The sequence below is a fragment of the Paenibacillus camerounensis genome, assembly GCF_000723885.1.
GTDB classification, from domain to species: Bacteria; Bacillota; Bacilli; order Paenibacillales; family Paenibacillaceae; genus Paenibacillus_AQ; species Paenibacillus_AQ camerounensis.
Genome location: NZ_CCDG010000110.1, coordinates 1 through 18315, shown reverse-complemented (window position 1 = coordinate 18315; position 18315 = coordinate 1). Strand labels below are relative to the sequence as shown.

At 49.7% G+C, this 18315-nt stretch carries 13 protein-coding genes; all 13 read left to right on the top strand.

Annotation, left to right across the window (positions count from 1 at the left end; genetic code table 11):
• The first annotated feature begins 200 nt into the window (after positions 1-200).
• Entirely contained in the window at positions 201-2462 is a 2262-nt protein-coding gene (pflB, locus tag BN3772_RS29270; RefSeq protein WP_042204138.1) for a formate C-acetyltransferase, read from the top strand.
• Positions 2463-2584: 122 nt separating this feature from the next.
• A complete protein-coding gene (gene pflA / locus BN3772_RS29265) occupies positions 2585-3325 on the top strand; it encodes a pyruvate formate-lyase-activating protein (RefSeq protein WP_042204135.1) in 741 nt (246 codons plus the stop codon).
• 431 nt (positions 3326-3756) lie between these two features.
• A complete protein-coding gene (locus BN3772_RS29260) occupies positions 3757-5163 on the top strand; it encodes an extracellular solute-binding protein (protein ID WP_042204133.1) in 1407 nt (468 codons plus the stop codon).
• A gap of 96 nt (positions 5164-5259) precedes the next feature.
• Complete coding sequence (locus BN3772_RS29255) at positions 5260-6144, top strand: carbohydrate ABC transporter permease (RefSeq protein WP_042204130.1); 885 nt, start codon at positions 5260-5262, stop codon at positions 6142-6144.
• Positions 6144-6974, top strand: a complete 831-nt coding sequence (locus BN3772_RS29250) for a carbohydrate ABC transporter permease (protein ID WP_042204129.1) — start codon at positions 6144-6146, stop codon at positions 6972-6974. Before BN3772_RS29255 ends, BN3772_RS29250 begins: the two co-directional genes overlap by 1 nt.
• A gap of 26 nt (positions 6975-7000) precedes the next feature.
• The gene (locus BN3772_RS29245) at positions 7001-8857 is read left to right on the top strand and encodes a cache domain-containing sensor histidine kinase (protein ID WP_042204127.1); all 1857 of its coding nucleotides are present in this window, start codon (positions 7001-7003) and stop codon (positions 8855-8857) included.
• Complete coding sequence (locus BN3772_RS29240) at positions 8835-9626, top strand: response regulator transcription factor (protein ID WP_042204125.1); 792 nt, start codon at positions 8835-8837, stop codon at positions 9624-9626. The genes BN3772_RS29245 and BN3772_RS29240 overlap by 23 nt, the downstream gene beginning before the upstream one ends.
• 302 nt (positions 9627-9928) lie before the next feature.
• Positions 9929-12193 (top strand): copper amine oxidase N-terminal domain-containing protein, encoded by a 2265-nt coding sequence (locus BN3772_RS29235; RefSeq protein ID WP_042204124.1) that lies wholly within the window; start codon positions 9929-9931, stop codon positions 12191-12193.
• 203 nt (positions 12194-12396) lie between these two features.
• Positions 12397-12858 carry a Fur family transcriptional regulator gene (locus tag BN3772_RS29230; protein ID WP_042204122.1) on the top strand — a complete coding sequence of 154 codons (462 nt, stop codon included), beginning with the start codon at positions 12397-12399 and terminating at the stop codon, positions 12856-12858.
• A gap of 1 nt (position 12859) precedes the next feature.
• Positions 12860-13123 carry a membrane protein insertion efficiency factor YidD gene (gene yidD / locus BN3772_RS29225; RefSeq protein WP_042204120.1) on the top strand — a complete coding sequence of 88 codons (264 nt, stop codon included), beginning with the start codon at positions 12860-12862 and terminating at the stop codon, positions 13121-13123.
• A gap of 375 nt (positions 13124-13498) precedes the next feature.
• On the top strand, positions 13499-15523 hold the full coding sequence (gene metG / locus BN3772_RS29220; protein WP_042204119.1) for a methionine--tRNA ligase: 2025 nt from the start codon (positions 13499-13501) through the stop codon (positions 15521-15523).
• A gap of 259 nt (positions 15524-15782) precedes the next feature.
• A complete protein-coding gene (locus BN3772_RS29215; RefSeq protein WP_042204117.1) occupies positions 15783-16853 on the top strand; it encodes a metal ABC transporter solute-binding protein, Zn/Mn family in 1071 nt (356 codons plus the stop codon).
• A gap of 33 nt (positions 16854-16886) precedes the next feature.
• Positions 16887-17636, top strand: a complete 750-nt coding sequence (locus tag BN3772_RS29210) for a metal ABC transporter ATP-binding protein (protein ID WP_039875261.1) — start codon at positions 16887-16889, stop codon at positions 17634-17636.
• Positions 17637-18315 lie beyond the last annotated feature (679 nt).

Genomic DNA, 18315 nt, shown 5'->3' with positions numbered 1-18315 from the left:
TATCACCGGAAAGGTGATATTTGTCACAGTCCTTTTTCAGAAAATAAACTAAAATGTTTATATAAACAACGAACCCGAGATATGAAAGTGTGATTGTGAATTTTATAACAACCATATTCTTGGGATCACGAGACACGGGATCAACCTTCAAGCCCGCGATCTCTACAAATATAATAAATATATAAATGGAGGGATTTAGCATGTCGGTGATTGAAAAAGATGTACAAGAGGTAAAGTCGGGTTGGAGAAGTTTTACAAAAGGTAAATGGGCCAAGAAAGTTGACGTTAACAACTTCATTACAACAAACATCAAGCCTTATGAAGGAAATGAAGATTTCCTCGTAGGTCCTACAAGTAACACCACTGAACTGTGGAAGATCATTTCCCAGCTGAGCAAGGAAGAAAGAGAAAGAGGCGGCGTATGGGATGTTTCCCTGGATACTGTCTCCACTATTACTTCCCACAACCCAGGTTATATCGACAAGGACAAGGAACAAATCGTAGGCGTGCAGACTGATGCTCCTTTCAGACGTTCCATCCAGCCGTTCGGCGGTATCAAGATGATGATTGATGCTACTAAGGCTTATGGCTTCGAGCTTCCGAATAACATTGTCGAAATGTTCACGAATATCCGCAAAACGCATAACCAAGGCGTATTTGATGCATATACTCCAGATATGAGAGCAGTGCGTAAATCCGGCGTTATCACAGGTCTTCCTGATGCATACGGCCGCGGACGCATTATCGGCGACTACCGCCGCGTTGCTCTGTACGGTATTGAATTCCTGATTAAAGACAAGAAACAGCAATTGACTGAGCTTGAAGTTGATTCCATGACTGAAGATGTAATCCGTCTGCGTGAAGAGCTGTCCGAGCAGATCCGCGCTCTGGCCGAACTGAAAGAAATGGCTGCCGCTCACGGTCTTGATATTTCCAAACCGGCTAACTCCTTCAAAGAAGCTACTCAATGGGTATACTTCGGTTACCTGGCAGCAGTTAAAGAGCAGAACGGTGCGGCAATGTCCCTGGGACGTGTATCCTCCTTCCTTGATATCTACGCACAACGTGATTTTGAAGAAGGTACTCTTACAGAAGAGCAAGCACAAGAAATTGTTGACCACTTTGTAATGAAACTGCGTATCGTGAAATTCCTGCGTACGCCTGACTATAACGAACTGTTCTCCGGTGACCCTACCTGGGTAACAGAATCCATCGGTGGTATGGCTGAAGATGGAACTACCCGCGTAACCAAGAACAGCTTCCGCTTCCTGCACACCCTGTACAATCTGGGACCTGCACCGGAACCGAACCTGACTGTTCTCTGGTCCGAGAAGCTGCCTGAAGGCTTTAAGAAATTCTGTGCCAAGGTATCCATCGAAACCAGCGCGATCCAATATGAGAACGATGATGTAATGCGTCCATACTGGGGTGATGATTACGCGATTGCCTGCTGCGTATCCCCAATGCGCATCGGTAAGCAAATGCAGTTCTTCGGAGCCCGCGCTAACCTTGCAAAAGCCCTGCTGTATGCAATCAACGGCGGTGTGGATGAGAAATCCGGTGTGCAGGTAGGGCCTGAATTCCCTGCAATTACTTCCGAGTATCTCGATTACAACGAAGTGATGAAACGCTTCAAACCAATGATGGAGTGGCTGGCTAAGACTTACGTTAACACCCTGAACATCATCCACTACATGCATGACAAATACTCCTACGAACGCATCGAAATGGCGCTGCATGACCGCGACATTCTGCGTACAATGGCTTGCGGTATCGCTGGTCTGTCCGTTGCTGCTGACTCCCTGAGCGCAATTAAATACGCTAAGGTTAAACCGATCCGCAACGAACAAGGCATTGCAATCGACTTCGAAACTGAAGGTGAATTCCCTTGCTACGGTAACAACGACGATGCTGTTGACAGCATTGCAGTTGAACTGGTTGAAACCTTCATGACCATGATCCGCAAAAACAAAACGTATCGTGATGCAGTTCCGACTCAATCCGTACTGACAATCACTTCGAACGTTGTTTACGGTAAGAAGACTGGTACTACTCCAGACGGACGTAAAAAAGGCGAGCCATTCGCACCAGGTGCTAACCCAATGCACGGACGCGACAAGAAGGGTGCACTTGCATCCCTGAACTCTGTTGCTAAACTGCCTTACTCCGATGCACAGGACGGTATCTCCAATACGTTCTCCATCGTGCCTAAGGCGCTGGGTAAAGACGAAGAATCCCGTAAGTCCAACCTGGTATTCATGATGGACGGATACTTCCACAATAGCGCGCAGCATTTGAACGTTAACGTATTTAACCGTGAGCAGCTGATCGACGCTATGGATCACCCTGAGAACTACCCGCAGCTGACAGTTCGTGTATCCGGCTATGCTGTTAACTTCATCAAGCTGACCCGCGAACAACAGCTGGATGTTATCAACCGTACGTTCCACTCTTCCATGTAAGATTTGTTCTTGGACATCAGGAACTGAAATAAACTACAGAGCTGCCGCCCTTGCAAGAGGGCGGTAAACTCTTGCCTTGAAATGATTAAAATTTTAAGTTTTTTTCGAAAGGATGACCTCATATGGTTAAAGGACATATCCACTCATTAGAAACCTTTGGGACGGTGGATGGCCCGGGAATCCGCTTCGTGCTTTTTATGCAGGGCTGTCTGCTGAAATGCCAGTATTGCCATAACCCGGATACCTGGGGTCTGAACGAAGGCAAGGAAATGACGCTCGAAGAAGTGCTTGCGGAAATTGAGCCATACCTGAACTATTATAAGACTTCCGGCGGCGGTCTTACCGTATCCGGCGGCGAGCCTACACTGCAGGCGCAATTCGTAAAGCAACTGTTTACTGAAGTTAAGAAGCGCTGGAATCTGCATACTACCCTTGATTCCAACGGCTACAATGACGGTTCGAAGATCAGCGATCTGCTGGATGTTACCGATCTCGTGCTGCTGGACCTGAAGCATATTGACGATGAAGCCCATATTAAGCTGACCGGCAAGTCTAATGACCGTACCTTGAAGCTGGCCCGCTGGCTGTCTGATCATAACCGTAAAATGTGGATCCGCCACGTATATGTACCCGGCATTCATAATAAGGAAGAAGATCTGCTTAACCTTGGACGTTTTATCGGAACCCTGAACGGGGTTGAGAAGTTCGAAATCCTGCCTTATCACCAGATGGGGATTTATAAATGGCAAGAGCTTGGCCGTCCTTATGAGCTTGAAGGAGTACCTTCGCCAAGCGATGAGGAAGTGCAGCGTGCATACCGCCTGATTGAAGAAGGGCGCAGAGAATCAGCGCTGGTTAAATAATGAATACAGATGAATGAAGCCGTTCCTGACAGCAGATATCTGCTGCGGGGCGGCTTTTTGCTTGGCGGTAGAAGAGGCAATAAAACTCATGTTGAATTAAGTTAACTCATGGTATATTAGGCATTGAATCACATATATGGAGCTGGTCTGATTAATCGCGATCCGTTAGGAGAGAGCAGAATGAATCTTTATGTCCATGAAAAAAATCAAAAGCAATGTATAGATAACATGACGTTTCCATGATTTTTTATTGCTGAAAATGTAATGTTATGTCGTATTAAATCGCGTGTGATGTAAGATATATGACGTGTATTCGCTTACATAAGAGATTTTTATCCCTGTTGTAGAGGAATGTTAACCTTACGATTACAAAAAGCGTTTTCTATAATAAAGAAGTAAGGGAAATCATTAAATAGGGAGGGTCACCCGTAATGAGAAAAAGGATAACAATGCTGCTGTCCCTGATGTTTGTTACTTCTGCGCTGTTGACTGCTTGTGGAGGGAACAACAATAATACAGGTAACAACGAAGAAGCAACAGCTACTAACAGCGGAACGGCTGCAACGAATGCCCCTGCTACAGAAGAGCCTGCGAATACAGAACCTTTTGAAATGACGATCCGCCATACCCAGGTCGGTGCTGACAAGCAAAAGCGTCTGGCCATTCTGGAAGATGTGGTAGGCAAGGTGCAGGAAGAGGTGCCGGGTCTCACCTTTAAGCTGGATGGTGTAGATTCGGATGTGAACCGTAAAGAGAAGCTGCGCGGAGAGATGGCCGCCGGCAATCCGCCGGAAATATTCGACCTTTTCGGCAGTCCGGATTCCAAGATTTATGCGAAGGAAAGCAAGCTGCTGGATCTTACTCCTATTCTCGAAGAGCTGGGTATCAAGGACAAATTCTCCAATCTGGACCCTTTTACTTATGAAGGCAAAATCTACGGACTGCCGATTGGCGGCTCCGGCGAAGGCTTCTTCTATAACAAGGAATACTACGCAAGCAAAGGCTGGAAAGCACCGGCCACCTTCGCTGAGCTGGAGCAGCAGCTGGCTGATATTAAAGCGGATGGGAAGGTGCCGCTGGCTGGTGCTTCCAAAGCCGGCTGGGTACCGCTGATGCTGGCTAACCATCTGTGGTCCCGTTATGCCGGACCGGATGTTACAGCGAAATTCGCGACCGGTGAAGCAAAGTGGAGTGACCCGAACGTTGTTGAGGGCTTCGCCAAATACAAGGAGTGGGTCGATAACGGCTACTTCAAAAAGGGTGAGCTCGGCTTCGAATATGCTGAATATACGACTCAATTCACCAGCGGTGAGGCCATTCTGATGTATGACGGAACCTGGAAATCCTCCGTATTCAAAGCCGGCCAGTCCGGTGAAGGGCTGATCGGCAAGGTTGGCTTCTTTAACATTCCGGCGGTTGACGGCGGTGCAGGCGACCAGACTGCGCTGATGCGTGATGTGAACAACGGCTACGGCTTCTCTGCTTCGGCAGGTGAGGATGAGCGCCAGCTGGCTGCTGTGAAATCCTTCATCAAAAACATGTACAACGAAGAAATGCAGCTGCGCGGCCTGGTAGAGGATGGCGTGCTGCCGGCAATGAAGCTGGACCAGTCGGTGCTGGATGCCAATATTACTGATGATCTGATGAAAGAAATCGTAGCGGTGCTGAATAACTCCGCATCCTCCTTCCCGGCATTTGACTCGCTGGTTCAGGCTGATGTTACAACCGAGATCAGCAACATCCAGATTCAGAAGCTGATCGGCGGCCAGACGACTCCTGAGAAAATGGGCGAAGAGCTGCAGAAAATTCAGGAAGAAGCGAACGCAGCGGTGGAGTAGGCAACCATTGAAATGTACCCTGGTGCCTGCTCCAGGGTACATTTTTTTACTCTAATGCCTGACCTTTCCCGGAGATTCTTAGCATCGGAGGTAGTTATGAATAAAGCACTCAGAAATCCGCTCGTCTTCATCCTGTTTGTTCTTCCTGCACTTGCCCTGTTCCTGATCTTTTTTATCTATCCCATATTCAGCTCCATCTATTACAGCCTGACCAGCTGGAACGGCGTATCGGACACCGTTAAAATGACCGGCCTGAAGAATTACGAAAAAGCGCTCGGTGATGACCGTTTCTGGATCTCGGTGAAGAATAACGGCTGGTTTATTCTGTTCTCTGTCTTTATCCAGGTTCCGCTGATTGTCCTGTTCTCTCTGCTGATTGCCAACGTGAAGAAACTCAAGGGCCTGTATAAAACAGCGGTGTTCATGCCTTCGATTATGTCGACAGCAGTCATCGGTATCCTCTGGGGCTTTATTTATGAGCCCAATATCGGCTTGTTCAACAAGCTGCTGGGCCTGGTCGGGATCGAGCCGGTCTACTGGCTGTCTGATGAACGGTTTGCCATGCTGTCGATTCTGATCACCAACGCCTGGCAGTGGACCGGATTCTACATTGTAATGGTGCTTGCAGCGATTCTGTCGATTCCCGGAGAGCTTGACGAAGCGGCCGCAATTGACGGCGCTACGGGCTTCCAGCGGGCTACACGGATCACCCTGCCGCTGATTGTGCCGATTATTTCGGTGGTAATCATGCTCTCCATTGCCGGGGCAATGAAGGCTGCCGATATCGTCATCGTTATGACCAAAGGCGGACCGGCCGGTTCAACGGAGGTTATGGCCACCTATATGATCAAGTATGCAATCACGAACTTTAAATACGGGTACGGCAATACGATTGCGGTCCTGATCTTCGTATTTACGCTTATCGTGACAGTGGTGTATCAGCTGCTGTTCAACCGGCGTAGTGAAAGGATTGAATACTGATGCCGCGCGCCCTGAGAAGAAGTCTGCCGCATGCTGCACTGCTTGGGTATCTTCTGGTTGTACTGTTTCCGTTCCTGTTTGTGCTTTTCTCATCGGTAAAAAAGGATAACAACTCGATTGCCCTGAACCCGTTCGGCATTCCAAAGGAGTTCGTATTTAATAACTATGTGGAAGCCTGGGTCAATGCGAAGATCAGTACGTACTTTTTTAACAGCTTATATATATCGGTCTTTGCTTCGGTTGTATCCATTATGCTGGCTGGTATGTTCGCGTTCGCTGTTACCCGGATGCGCCACGGCCGCTGGAATATACTGCTGTACTCGTTTGTACTGGTCGGAATGCTGATTCCGAACAACGCGCTAATGCTGCCGATCTATACAATTGTACGTAAGCTGCATATTCTGAACACCCACTGGGCGCTTATTGTTCCGTATATTGCCAATGCGATCCCGTTTACGGTCATCATTCTCGCTGCCTTCATGCGTTCACTTCCCAGTGAAATTGAGGAAGCAGCGGTAATGGATGGGTTGAAGGCCCCTGGCATCTTTGCTAAAATTATTGTACCTCTGACGGTTCCCGCCATGGTTACAGTATTCATCGTCAATTTCCTGGGAAATTGGAATGAGTTTTTGCTGGCTAACTATTTTCTTTCCAATGATGAGCTGCGCACGCTTCCGGTGGGAATGGTCCAATTCCGTGATCAGTATCAGATGAATTATGCGCAGATGTCCGCCGGTATCGTCTACAGCGTGCTGCCTGTGGTTATCATCTATGCCATTTTGCAGGAGAAAATAATTGAAGGTGTAACGGCGGGCAGCGTAAAGGGCTAACCTAACTACAGTCAGGAGCGCAGCTCATGAATTTGCGCTATAAATTATTTACTGCTTTTTTGGGCCTGATCATTATTCCGCTCTTTACCCTTGGTATGATTATGTTCTTCGTCACGTATAACTCCATTGAGAAGAAATACAGCCAGCAATCCGAGTATTCACTCAAAGCAATCAGCTACAGCATCTCTAATGTGTTCAAGGATATGAACAATGTAACGGATAACGGGATCGCCACCTCAGTGTTCCATATGGCGCTCAGTGCGGAGGATCCCTCCAAGCAGGACTTGACGGATGCCGAGCAGCTCAGCCTGAATGCCAGCCAGCGCAATTTCCGCAGTCTGCTCTATAATCATCCGTCGATCAGCTATGCATTTTTGTACAATTTTAACGGAAAAGGCAGCTCGGAGATTGTCTCTATCTTCACTAAGGAAAACTTCCGGACGCTTCCATACGAGAAATTTAAGGGAAGTGAGCTGTACCAGGAAGTAATGGAGCTTAATGGAGTACCCAAGTGGCTGGCGCCGCATGAATATCCTGAGCTTACCGGAACTGAGCCGGTATTTACGCAGATTCGCCTGATTAAAGAGCTTAGCTTTTTCCAGGATATCGGTATTCTGGTGGTCCAGATCAAAAACTGGGAGTTCGAATCAATCTTCCGTAATCTGAAAATAGGCGACAGCAGCCAGAAGGTATCCTTTATGCTGGTGAATGATAACGGGATGATCCTGCTTGATCCGGACCACGGTCTGGACGGGCAGGATTTGAGCGCTTTTACCGCTAAAAAAATAACGTATAAGCCGGGCTTCCAGAGCTTCAGAACAGAGTTCGCCGGTGATAAAAGCATCCTGTCCGTCTATCATCTCAAAGACTATCCCTGGAGCCTCGTCTCGGTCACCTCATGGGACTCCCTGTCCCGTGAGGTGACGGTGTTCGCCCGCTGGTTCATGGCCGTGATCTTTCTGTGTCTTCTGGCAGCGGTCATTTTCAACCTGTTCTTTATGAACCGGATTGCCGGCGGAATCGCCGTCATTGTCCGCTTCATGCGCCGGGTAGAGGAGGGCGACCTGACAACAAGGGTAGAGGAAAAGGGCAACGACGAAATGACCCTGCTGGCCAGAGGCATCAACGATTTGATGAACAAGATCCAAATGTTGTTCAACCGGATTCAGGTCGAGCAGCACCGCAAAAACCAGGCGGAAATGCGGGTGCTGCAGGCGCAGATCAAGCCGCATTTTCTGTTCAATACACTGGAATCGATCAATGTGCTGGCGGTGCAGAATGAGGGGCGAAAGGTCAGTGAGATGGTCTACCGGCTGGCCGGTATCCTGCGGATCAGTATTCAGGACCGTGACGAAATTACGCTGCAGGAGGAGATTACCCATCTGCGCAATTATCTGGATATCCAGAAGTTCCGGTTCGAGGATCTGTTTGATTATGAGATTGAGATCCCGGATGAGCTGCTGGGCTGCGGCATTTTGAAGCTTACGCTCCAGCCTTTGGTGGAGAACAGCATTCAGCACGGCTTTGAGGGGATCGGATACCATGGCCTGGTAAAAGTGACAGTCTGGGAGGAACGCGGAAATCTGATCCTGCGGATACAGGATAACGGAATCGGCATGACGCCGGCCCAGCTGTCCATCTTTCAGTACATGGTCCATGATCCGGTTGAGACGGAGTCTCCCGGCCGGAACGGAGAGGGCGTCCGGCACGAGGAACGGCGGGGCCTGGGCGTCCGCAGTGTGGCTGACCGTATCCGTATTGAGTACGGCAACCGGTACGGCATCTTTATCTGTGCCAGCCCGGGTACCGGAACGGTCATCCAATGCGTCATTCCCAAATATGAGCAGGGGGAAGATCATTATGCTAAAGGTACTGCTGGTTGACGATGAAGCCCCTATCCTGAACAATCTCAAGCGGGTGCTGCCGTGGCAGGAAATGGGGATGGAGGTTGCAGGCATGGCGCGCAGCGGGATGGAGGCGCTCAGGATTGCAGAGGTGGAGGCGCCGGATCTGGTGCTCTGCGACATCTGTATGCCGGTTATGGACGGTCTTACCTTTGTCGGTAAGCTGCGGGAAATGGGTATTGAGAGTGAGGTGCTGCTGCTTAGCGGCTATCAGGAATTCGATTATGCCCGGGAAGCGATCCGGCTCGGAGTCAAAGAATATATCTGCAAGCCGATTCACTACGAGGAGCTGGGTAACAAGGTGCGCAACATTGGTACGCAGATCCGCAGCAGGCAGTATAAGGATAAGCTGTATAACAGCATTCCGCTGTTTCAGGAGCTGCCTGCCGGTGAGGAGACACATAAGAAAACACCGGAGCAGCTGATGAACCAGGCGGTAAAATATATTTCCGAGCGGCTGAACCATGATCTGGGTATAGAGGAGGTTGCGGGTAAAATCGGCATCAGCAGCAGTTATTTCAGTCTTTTATTCAAGAACAGGTTTGCATTAACCTTTGTTGAATATGTAACCCAGCAGCGGATTGAAGCGGCTAAGTTCATGCTTGCCAGCACGGACAAAAGCATTGCGGCGATCAGCGCAGGTGTGGGCTATCAGGAGCGGCGTTATTTCACCAAAGTGTTTCAGAAGCAGACGGGGATGACGCCGAAAGAATACCGTGACCTGAAGGATAATGCCGCAGATCGCTGACTGTCTGTATTATCCAGGATAGATGCTGTACAGAAGGGTAACCAATATAAAGACTCATTTAATGCGTAAGGCAAAGGCGATTAACCTGCAGATGAAGGGGATCGTCTTTGTTTTTTTCTTTACATAAAATGAAACTTTTTCAGGTGCGGTGCGTCTAATACTATGTTTTGTTAAAAGACCGTGGCTCTAATTGCGTCATGCCTGTGGTTGTTCAAGCTTTTTGTAATATGGGGAATATAAGAAGCAGATAGAGAACAGAACTGCCTTATAAACTTACTAATGGGAGCAGAAGGAGTCATACCATGAATTTGAAGAAATTAACGTTAGTCGCTGCGCTTGCAGTAACACAAGCTGCAGCTGCGGTACCGGCTTATGCCATACCGGTAAGCACCGCCGGAGTAACCGGCACTGTAAGTACAGCTCAAGCTATTCAGCCAAGCGAGGCTACTGCTGTTCAGCCTGAAGCCACTGATCCGCTGCCGAGTGAGATTCCAGCAGGGACAGTTACATCAACAGCTACACCGGTACCAACAGCTACTCCGAATCCGGGTATTAATGCAGATCCTGCTGCAACTGCTGATCCTTCGGCTACTGCGGCGCCAGCCTCAACGGAGACGGCCGCTCCTGCTGCTACGGACGGAACCGTTGTTCAGCCGCAGAGTCCGGTAAACGCTGTTTATGGAACCGCTGCAAACCAGTTAATCCTGCATATGAACAGCCGGCAAATGTACAAAAACGGAATATCCTATCTGGCTAACCAGCCGATGGCCGTGAAGAACGGGGTATCCTACGTTTCTATCCGTGCGATGGTCGAAATGGTCGGCGTAAGCTATACCTATGAAGCTAAAACAAAAGAAGTTGTTGTAACCAAAGGCAGCAGTGTAATGCGCTTTAAGACAGATAGCAAAATTTATACTGTCAACGGCACTAAAGTAACAATGAAAGGCCCTGCTTACCAGTTCATGGGTACCTTTATGGTTCCGCTGACCTCAATTACAGCTGCCCTGAACCTTCCTTATACCGTCGATAATGTAGGCAAACGTGTTATTTTGACGCTCAACACCAAGCCGACAGCAATATTCAGCGTACAGCCGACCGAGATTTTTGCCGGCCAGACTTATATTAACTACACCACTTCCAGCTCTTCACCGAACGGTACGCCTATTGTGGATGAGCGCTGGAGTGATAATAAACAGGATATTTATGATCAGCCCGGGTATTATACCGTCACGTATTCTGTGGTAGATGCGAACGGGCAGTGGAGTGATCCTTATTCCGTAACGATTAAGGTCGTACAGCCTAACCAGCCGCCAGTCGCTAATTTCACCACCAACAAAGAAGAATACAAAATGGGTGAGCCGATCACCCTGACTGATCTCAGCTATGATCCGGAGTATGAAGAGCTTACAGCAGAATGGACGAACCGCGCGCTGGCCTTCTTTAACCCGGGTCCGGTATCAATCCAGCTGAAAGTAACAGATAAGCACGGGCTGAGCAGCACCTTTGAGAAGACGATTAACATCACCAGCGAGCAGCTGTATACCCAGGATGAAGTAGCGAAGCTGTTCACTCTGCCAGGCGACGTTATTACTATGGACGGCGGAATGATCCCCGGCCTGACTAATCTGACGTATAATTTGTCCTCGGAGAATTATAAGCTGATCCGCAGCAACAGCCCGGAAACGGTGAACCAGGAAGGCGTACTGTACCGTGAAACCTCGGTCGGCAATACCCGCTTCCTTGTTCATCACCTGAACAACATGTCTACCAGACAGAAGCTGTATGTTATTGCAACCAACAACAACATGTATCCTACGACAATTACAACGCAGTATTCCGGGATTGCCGGTCCGGTCACTTCTCCGGAGTATACTGGTAAAATTTCGATTCAAAAATACTACAATTCAATGCTTACAAATGAGAAATACAGCACGACCACCCTGCTGCCGGGTGAGAGCAGAGCTATCCTTACTGATATTAACAAAATAGCGATGAAGCCGGGCGAGGTTCTCTCGCTTAGTGCCGATCTGTTCAGTGATCTTACCGTTCAATACAATGTGGTGATGGTCGAAGAGAGCAAGGACCCGATAGCCCTTCTGCCTACACTGCCGGTTCTGGACCGTGACGGTGTGCACAACCGCGGAACCTATCCGGATTCCACCCGGATTATCACTGTGAGTGATGTGGTCGGAACAACACAGTCGAAGCTGATTCTGGGTGATAACAGGAATGACCTGAATCTGGTCGGCATCGACCCGATGACTGGAACGGAAGCTTCAAATGCCGGGAACTTCGGGGTGCTGTACAAAATTAGATTTGAACATGTTGCTCCGAATACGCTGATTACGTTTAATCCGCGCGGAGGTAACTATCTTGGTTCACTGCTGGTGAACAATACACTCGTCAATCTGCCGAACAAAGGCAGCCTGTCCAGCTCTGATATGAATGCCGTTGTATACCGTTCCGCCGGCTTTGAAAGCTCAGTGGAGATTGTATTCTCGGTAGCATCCGGAAGCAATCTGCCGGTGAACTTTGTATTTACCCCACTGCCGGCATTGAAAGAGTAGCAGTCAGTAGTCTGGCATGGATAAAACAGGCTAAAGCCCTCCTTGAGACGGCTTTAGCCTGTTTTGGCTGCAGATGTTCGTGATTCCGGCATAACTACGGCATGAACGTAATCAGGGTAGACCTGCTTGATTGACGGGGAAAAGGTTTTGGGGCATTATAAAGAGAGTGTAACAGTAATGAATTATGTATGGGAGATGAGCAAATGCTGTCGACAGAACAAATACTGGAAGCTATGTCGGGGCAGGGGCTGCGAATCACCGATCAGCGCAAGACACTTGCCAAGTTGTTCGGCGAGAATACGGGATATTTGTCGGCGAAGGATGTCTATGATTATATGGGACGCAAATACAGCGGTCTCAGCTTCGACACGGTCTACCGCAACCTGCGGGTGATGGAGGAGCTGGGTGTTCTTGAACAGGTCGTCTTCGAGGACGGCGTCAAATTCAAGGCCAGCTGTAATCAGGATCACCATCACCATCATATGATCTGCCTTCAATGCATGAAGACTTACCCGATTCATTTCTGCCCGATGAATTTAACGGATACTCCGGACCAGTTCCGGGTAGTCAAGCATAAATTTGAGGTGTTCGGTTACTGCAAAGACTGTGAGAGCGGCAAGGAAGCAGAATCTGCGCTTGCAGCCCACAGTAAAGAAGGCCGCTGATATGCCGGACCTGCGCAAAACGGTCCAGGCGCCGATCAGGGTGTACCGCAAATTCATATCCCCGCTGAAGCCTGCGACCTGCCGGTTCTATCCGACCTGCTCGGCGTACGCGCTGGAGGCGATAGAAGTGCACGGCCCGGTGAAGGGCTCCTGGCTGGCCGCAAAGCGGATTGCCAGATGCCATCCCTTCCATCCGGGAGGTCTTGATCCTGTCCCGCCGCGAGAGAACCAGCCGCCTGATGAAGGGGCTGTCCGGCCGACTTGACAGGATGGCTGATTGTTGGGTATATTTTGGAGAATCATATGCATTCCGAGGAACGGATGAGTAGATCAGGTTGGCCATTGCAGAGAGCCGGGAGCGCTGGAAACCGGTATGGTACACAGATTGAAGATGGTCCGGGAGGAACTGTGTCCGAGCAGGGGCTGCTGAAATGAGCAGCTGTTGTAAGAACACGGCGTGATCCAGCGTTAATGGACAGTTCTTGAATAAGGAACTGAATAAGCCTGTGCTCTGTGAGGGGCCGGGGAACTTTGGGTGGTATCGCGTGAGTTAACTCTCGCCCCATAATAGGGGCGGGAGTTTTTTTGCGTGAATTGAGCTGTATAAGATTGTGCCATTACGAAAGGATGAACAGGATCAATGAGTGAGAACAAAACATTTTATCTGACAACCCCTATCTACTATCCAAGCGATAAGCTGCATATCGGGCATGCTTACTCGACTGTAGCCGGTGATGCAATGGCCCGCTACAAGCGGCTGCGCGGCTACGAGGTGCGTTATCTGACGGGTACAGATGAGCATGGCCAGAAGATTGAAGAAAAGGCTGCCAAGGCCGGCAAGACACCTCAGGAATTTGTTGACGGTATTGTGGTAGGGATCAAGGAGCTCTGGCGTAAGCTGGACATTTCCAATGACGATTTCATCCGTACTACCGAGGAACGCCACAAGACAATAGTTGCGGACATCTTTGACCGGCTGCTGCAGCAGGGCGATATCTACAAAGGTGAATATGAAGGCTGGTACTGTATCTCTGACGAAACCTTCTACACGGAGACACAGCTGGTGGATATTGAGCGTGATGCGGACGGGAACATTACCGGCGGTAAAAGCCCGGACAGCGGACACCCGGTTGAGCTGGTAAAAGAAGAAAGCTATTTCTTCCGGATGAGCAAATATGCTGACCGCCTGCTTAAGTTCTACGAAGAGAACCCGGAGTTCATTCTGCCGGAATCGCGTAAGAATGAGATGATCAATAACTTCATCAAGCCGGGTCTGGAGGATCTCGCCGTTTCCCGGACAACCTTTGACTGGGGTGTTAAGGTAAAAGGTGATGCCAAGCATGTAGTGTATGTATGGATTGATGCGCTGACTAACTACATTACCGCCCTGGGTTACGGTTCTGCCGACCGCAGCCTTTATGACAAATTCTGGCCGGCGGATGTGCATATTGTCGGTAAGGAGATTGTGCGTTTCCACACGATCTACTGGCCGATCATCCTGATGGCGCTGGGCGAACCGCTGCCGAAGAAGGTGTTTGCCCACGGCTGGCTGCTGATGAAGGACGGAAAAATGTCTAAATCCAAAGGGAACGTAGTAGATCCGGTGACCCTGATTGACCGTTACGGTCTGGATGCGCTGCGTTACTACCTGCTGCGTGAGGTTCCATTTGGCTCCGACGGCACCTTTACTCCGGAAAGCTTCGTCGACCGGATCAACTACGACCTGGCGAACGACCTCGGCAACCTGCTGAACCGTACCGGAGCTATGGTTGAGAAATACTTCGGCGGCGAGCTGCCGGCTTACGCCGGTAAAGTGACTGCATTCGACGGTGAGCTGGAAGCTGCTGTTGAGAGCACCTATGCCAAGGTGGAAGAAGCGATGGAGAAGATGGAATTTTCCGTTGCACTGACTGCTATCGGCGCGCTGATCAGCCGCACGAACAAATACATCGACGAAACCCAGCCGTGGGTGCTGGCTAAGGATGAGAGCAGAAACGGCGAGCTGGCCTCCGTCATGAGACACCTGGTGGAAGGTCTGCGCACCGCTTCAATCCTGCTGCAGCCGTTCCTGACCGGTGCTCCGGCCAAGATCTGGGAGCAGCTGGGCATTCAGCCGGGCGGGCTGACTACCTGGGACAGCGGACGTACCTTCGGCCTGATTCCGGCCGGTACGAAGCTTGCCAAGGGCGATCCGATTTTCCCGCGGCTTGACGTAGCCGTAGAAGTAGCCTACATCGCTGAAGCGATGGGTGCAGGCAAGCTGGTAGCAGCTGAGCCTGAAGCAGCGCCAGCCGCAGCTGAGGCTGCTGGAAATGCGGCTGAGCCGGAGGAAGAGCATAAGGAAGAGATCGGCATCGACGACTTCGCTAAGGCTGAACTGCGCGTAGCCCAGGTGATCGCGGCTGAGCCGGTGAAGAAGGCTGACAAGCTGCTGAAGCTGCAGCTGGATCTCGGTTATGAGCAGCGCCAGGTGGTATCAGGCATTGCCAAGTTCTATACCCCGGAAGAACTGGTGGGCCGCAAGGTGATCTGCATCGTTAATCTGAAGCCTGTGAAGCTGCGAGGTGAACTGTCCCAGGGCATGATACTGGCAGCCTCCAAAGGCGACCAGCTGACCATCGCCACTGTTCCGGACAGCATGCCTAACGGAGCCGTTGTGAAGTAACCCGGAATTAAAATAAGAACCAAAACATATAGAAGAACGCCGCATGCCGAGATGAAAAGCCCTTGTTGATCAGACAAGGGGGCTTTCAGCGGCTGCAGGCGTTCTTTTGTTCTGACAGGGAGGATGTTCTTCATTAGCTGTGTGGCAGGCAGGCTGCAGCAGATTTCTTTTAGCGGGAGAGTTCGGTGTTGACTTATCGTAACGATTACTATTATAATGCTCATAGTAAAATTTACGATTTAAGGGGTCGATAGAGAATATGTTTTTCACAGGGTTGAACAAGAAATTGCTGCTCATGCCGGCATTGCTGGCACTGCTGGTGCTTACGGCATGCGGAGCTAAGACTAGCGGAAGCATTGTTGAGGGTAAAGTGAATGTCGTGACTACTTTCTATCCTATATATGAATTCACAAGTGAAATTGGCGGGGATGACATCAATGCAATTAATTTACTTCCAGTAGGGGTAGAGCCGCATGACTGGACTCCGCGGAGCCAGGATATCATTAACACTTCGAAGTCACAGCTGTTTCTGTACAACGGCGCAGGACTTGAGGGCTGGGTGCCGAATTTTTTGAAGAGTCTGGACAAGGGCAGTGAAGTTAAGGCTGTTGCAGTCAGTGAGGGAGTAGACTACATCATGACTGACGAGGATGATGGTCACAACCATGGCGGAGAAGCCCACGCCGAAGATGAGCATGCTGAAGAGGCTCACGAACACGAGCACACTGAAGATGAGCATGCGGAAGAGGCTCATGCTGAGGAAGAACATGCTGATAATCATGCGGAAGAGGCAGCCGGGGACAGCCTGCATACGGACCCGCACACATGGGTAAGCCCAAAATCAGCGCTGATCATGGCTGAGAACATTAAGAACAGCCTGATTGCTGCTGATCCAGAGCATGAAGCAGGCTATGAAGAGCGTTACAGCAAGCTGGCTGACCGCCTGCAGGCTCTTGACAGCAAATTCGAGACGGAGCTTGCGAAGCTTCCGAACAAAGAAATTGTCGTTTCTCATCAGGCTTTTGCTTATCTGGCCCGTGATTACGGTCTGAGCCAGCACGCAATCATGGGATTGTCGCCGGATGCTGAGCCGCGCGGGCAGGACCTCGTGAATCTGGCGAACCTGGTTAAGGATGAAGGCATCAAGTACATCTTCTTTGAAGAGCTTGTCTCCGATAAGCTGGCTAAAACACTGGCGGCTGAAGCCGGAGTAGAGACTATGGTGCTTAATCCGGTTGAAGGTCTTACTGAAGCCCAGGAGAAGAACGGCGATAATTATTTCACTTTAATGGAGAAAAATTTGCAAAATCTGATTCTGGCTTTACAATAGTAAGGAAAGTATAAGTGAAAGGCGGTACACATCATGCAACCGGTATCCCTGGACTGCCATCAGCATATGATCGAAATAGAGGATTTGTCCTTCTCTTACGGAGAGCAGAAGGTCATTTCCGGTCTGAGTTACACCGTGAAGGAACGGGATTTCCTTGGCATTATAGGTTCCAACGGCGCGGGTAAAACCACTTTGATGAAAATGATTGTGGGCCTGCTGCCGCCAACCAGCGGCGATATCAAGCTGTTCGGCCAGTCTGTACGCAAATTCAAAGACTGGGAGCGGATCGGCTATGTTCCGCAGAAGAATGCCTTTAACCCGCTGTTCCCGGCAACGGTACGCGAGGTTGTGCTGTCCGGACTTTACAATAACAAAAACCTGATCCGCCGTGTATCCAAAGCCCAGCACCGCCAGTGTGACGACGCGCTGGAAGTGATGCGGATTCAGGATATTGCGGACAAACGAGTCGGTCAGCTCTCCGGCGGCCAGCAGCAGCGCGTCTTCCTGGCCCGTGCGCTGATTAACCATCCGGATCTGCTGATTCTGGACGAACCTACGGTTGGAATTGATGCGGAGACACAGGCCGGATTTTTTGAGCTCATCTTCCATATGCATGCCCATCACCACATGACCTTCCTGATGGTGTCGCATGATATCGACATGATCAAGAGCTACCTGGGCAATGAGCCGGTACAGACAAACGGTAAAATCAATTTCTACTGCCGCCATTCCCATGATGCCCAGAACTGTGCAGCCGAGGACCTTCAGCATACGCTTGCGTAATACAGGTCTTTACTTATGGAAGTCTCTCTTGATAAGCCAATGCTAGTGAAGTAATAGTGTTAAATACGCTATAAGTAGGCTACACTAGTAAAACAAAGGTGTTATATGCGGTGTATGAAAGAGAGCTATGAGTGCTGTAAGGTACTGAAGTCTTGTAAGTAACCATGTTACATGAGCTAATAGTAAGCTGGACGGATAAAGTAACTAAGCTGTACCCGTTGTACGCGGGAGTTAATAAAAGGTAAAGAAGCCGTGCCAAAAATAACTGTAATTTGTGCAACTAAAACCTGCGAATGAGCTCAGTTGCAGGTTTTACCTGCACTCTGTGCATCTATTATTGCCGGAAACCTCCAAAATCGCCTTTATTCAACGAAATAGCTGCACAAACTACACTTAAGTCTGTTCCGAACGTGTCGTGAGCTTGGTATGCGTAAGTGTAGATGATTCAGTTGACCCTAATCGCATCTACTCAAATGTGGCTTATTGATTCGCTCGTTCCTTTAAGTAACCATTCACTTTACATTGTCCCTAAACACCTCCAACCGTAAAGCGTGTCCCTGAAAGGGACGAAAGCGATCCTTCCTCAATCGTTTCTGGACACCAGAAGCCGGTTCGCTCACGCCAGTTGCACTTAACGGGTGTCCAGAGGGCAGAGCCCTTTGGGGCCCTCCCTTGGAAG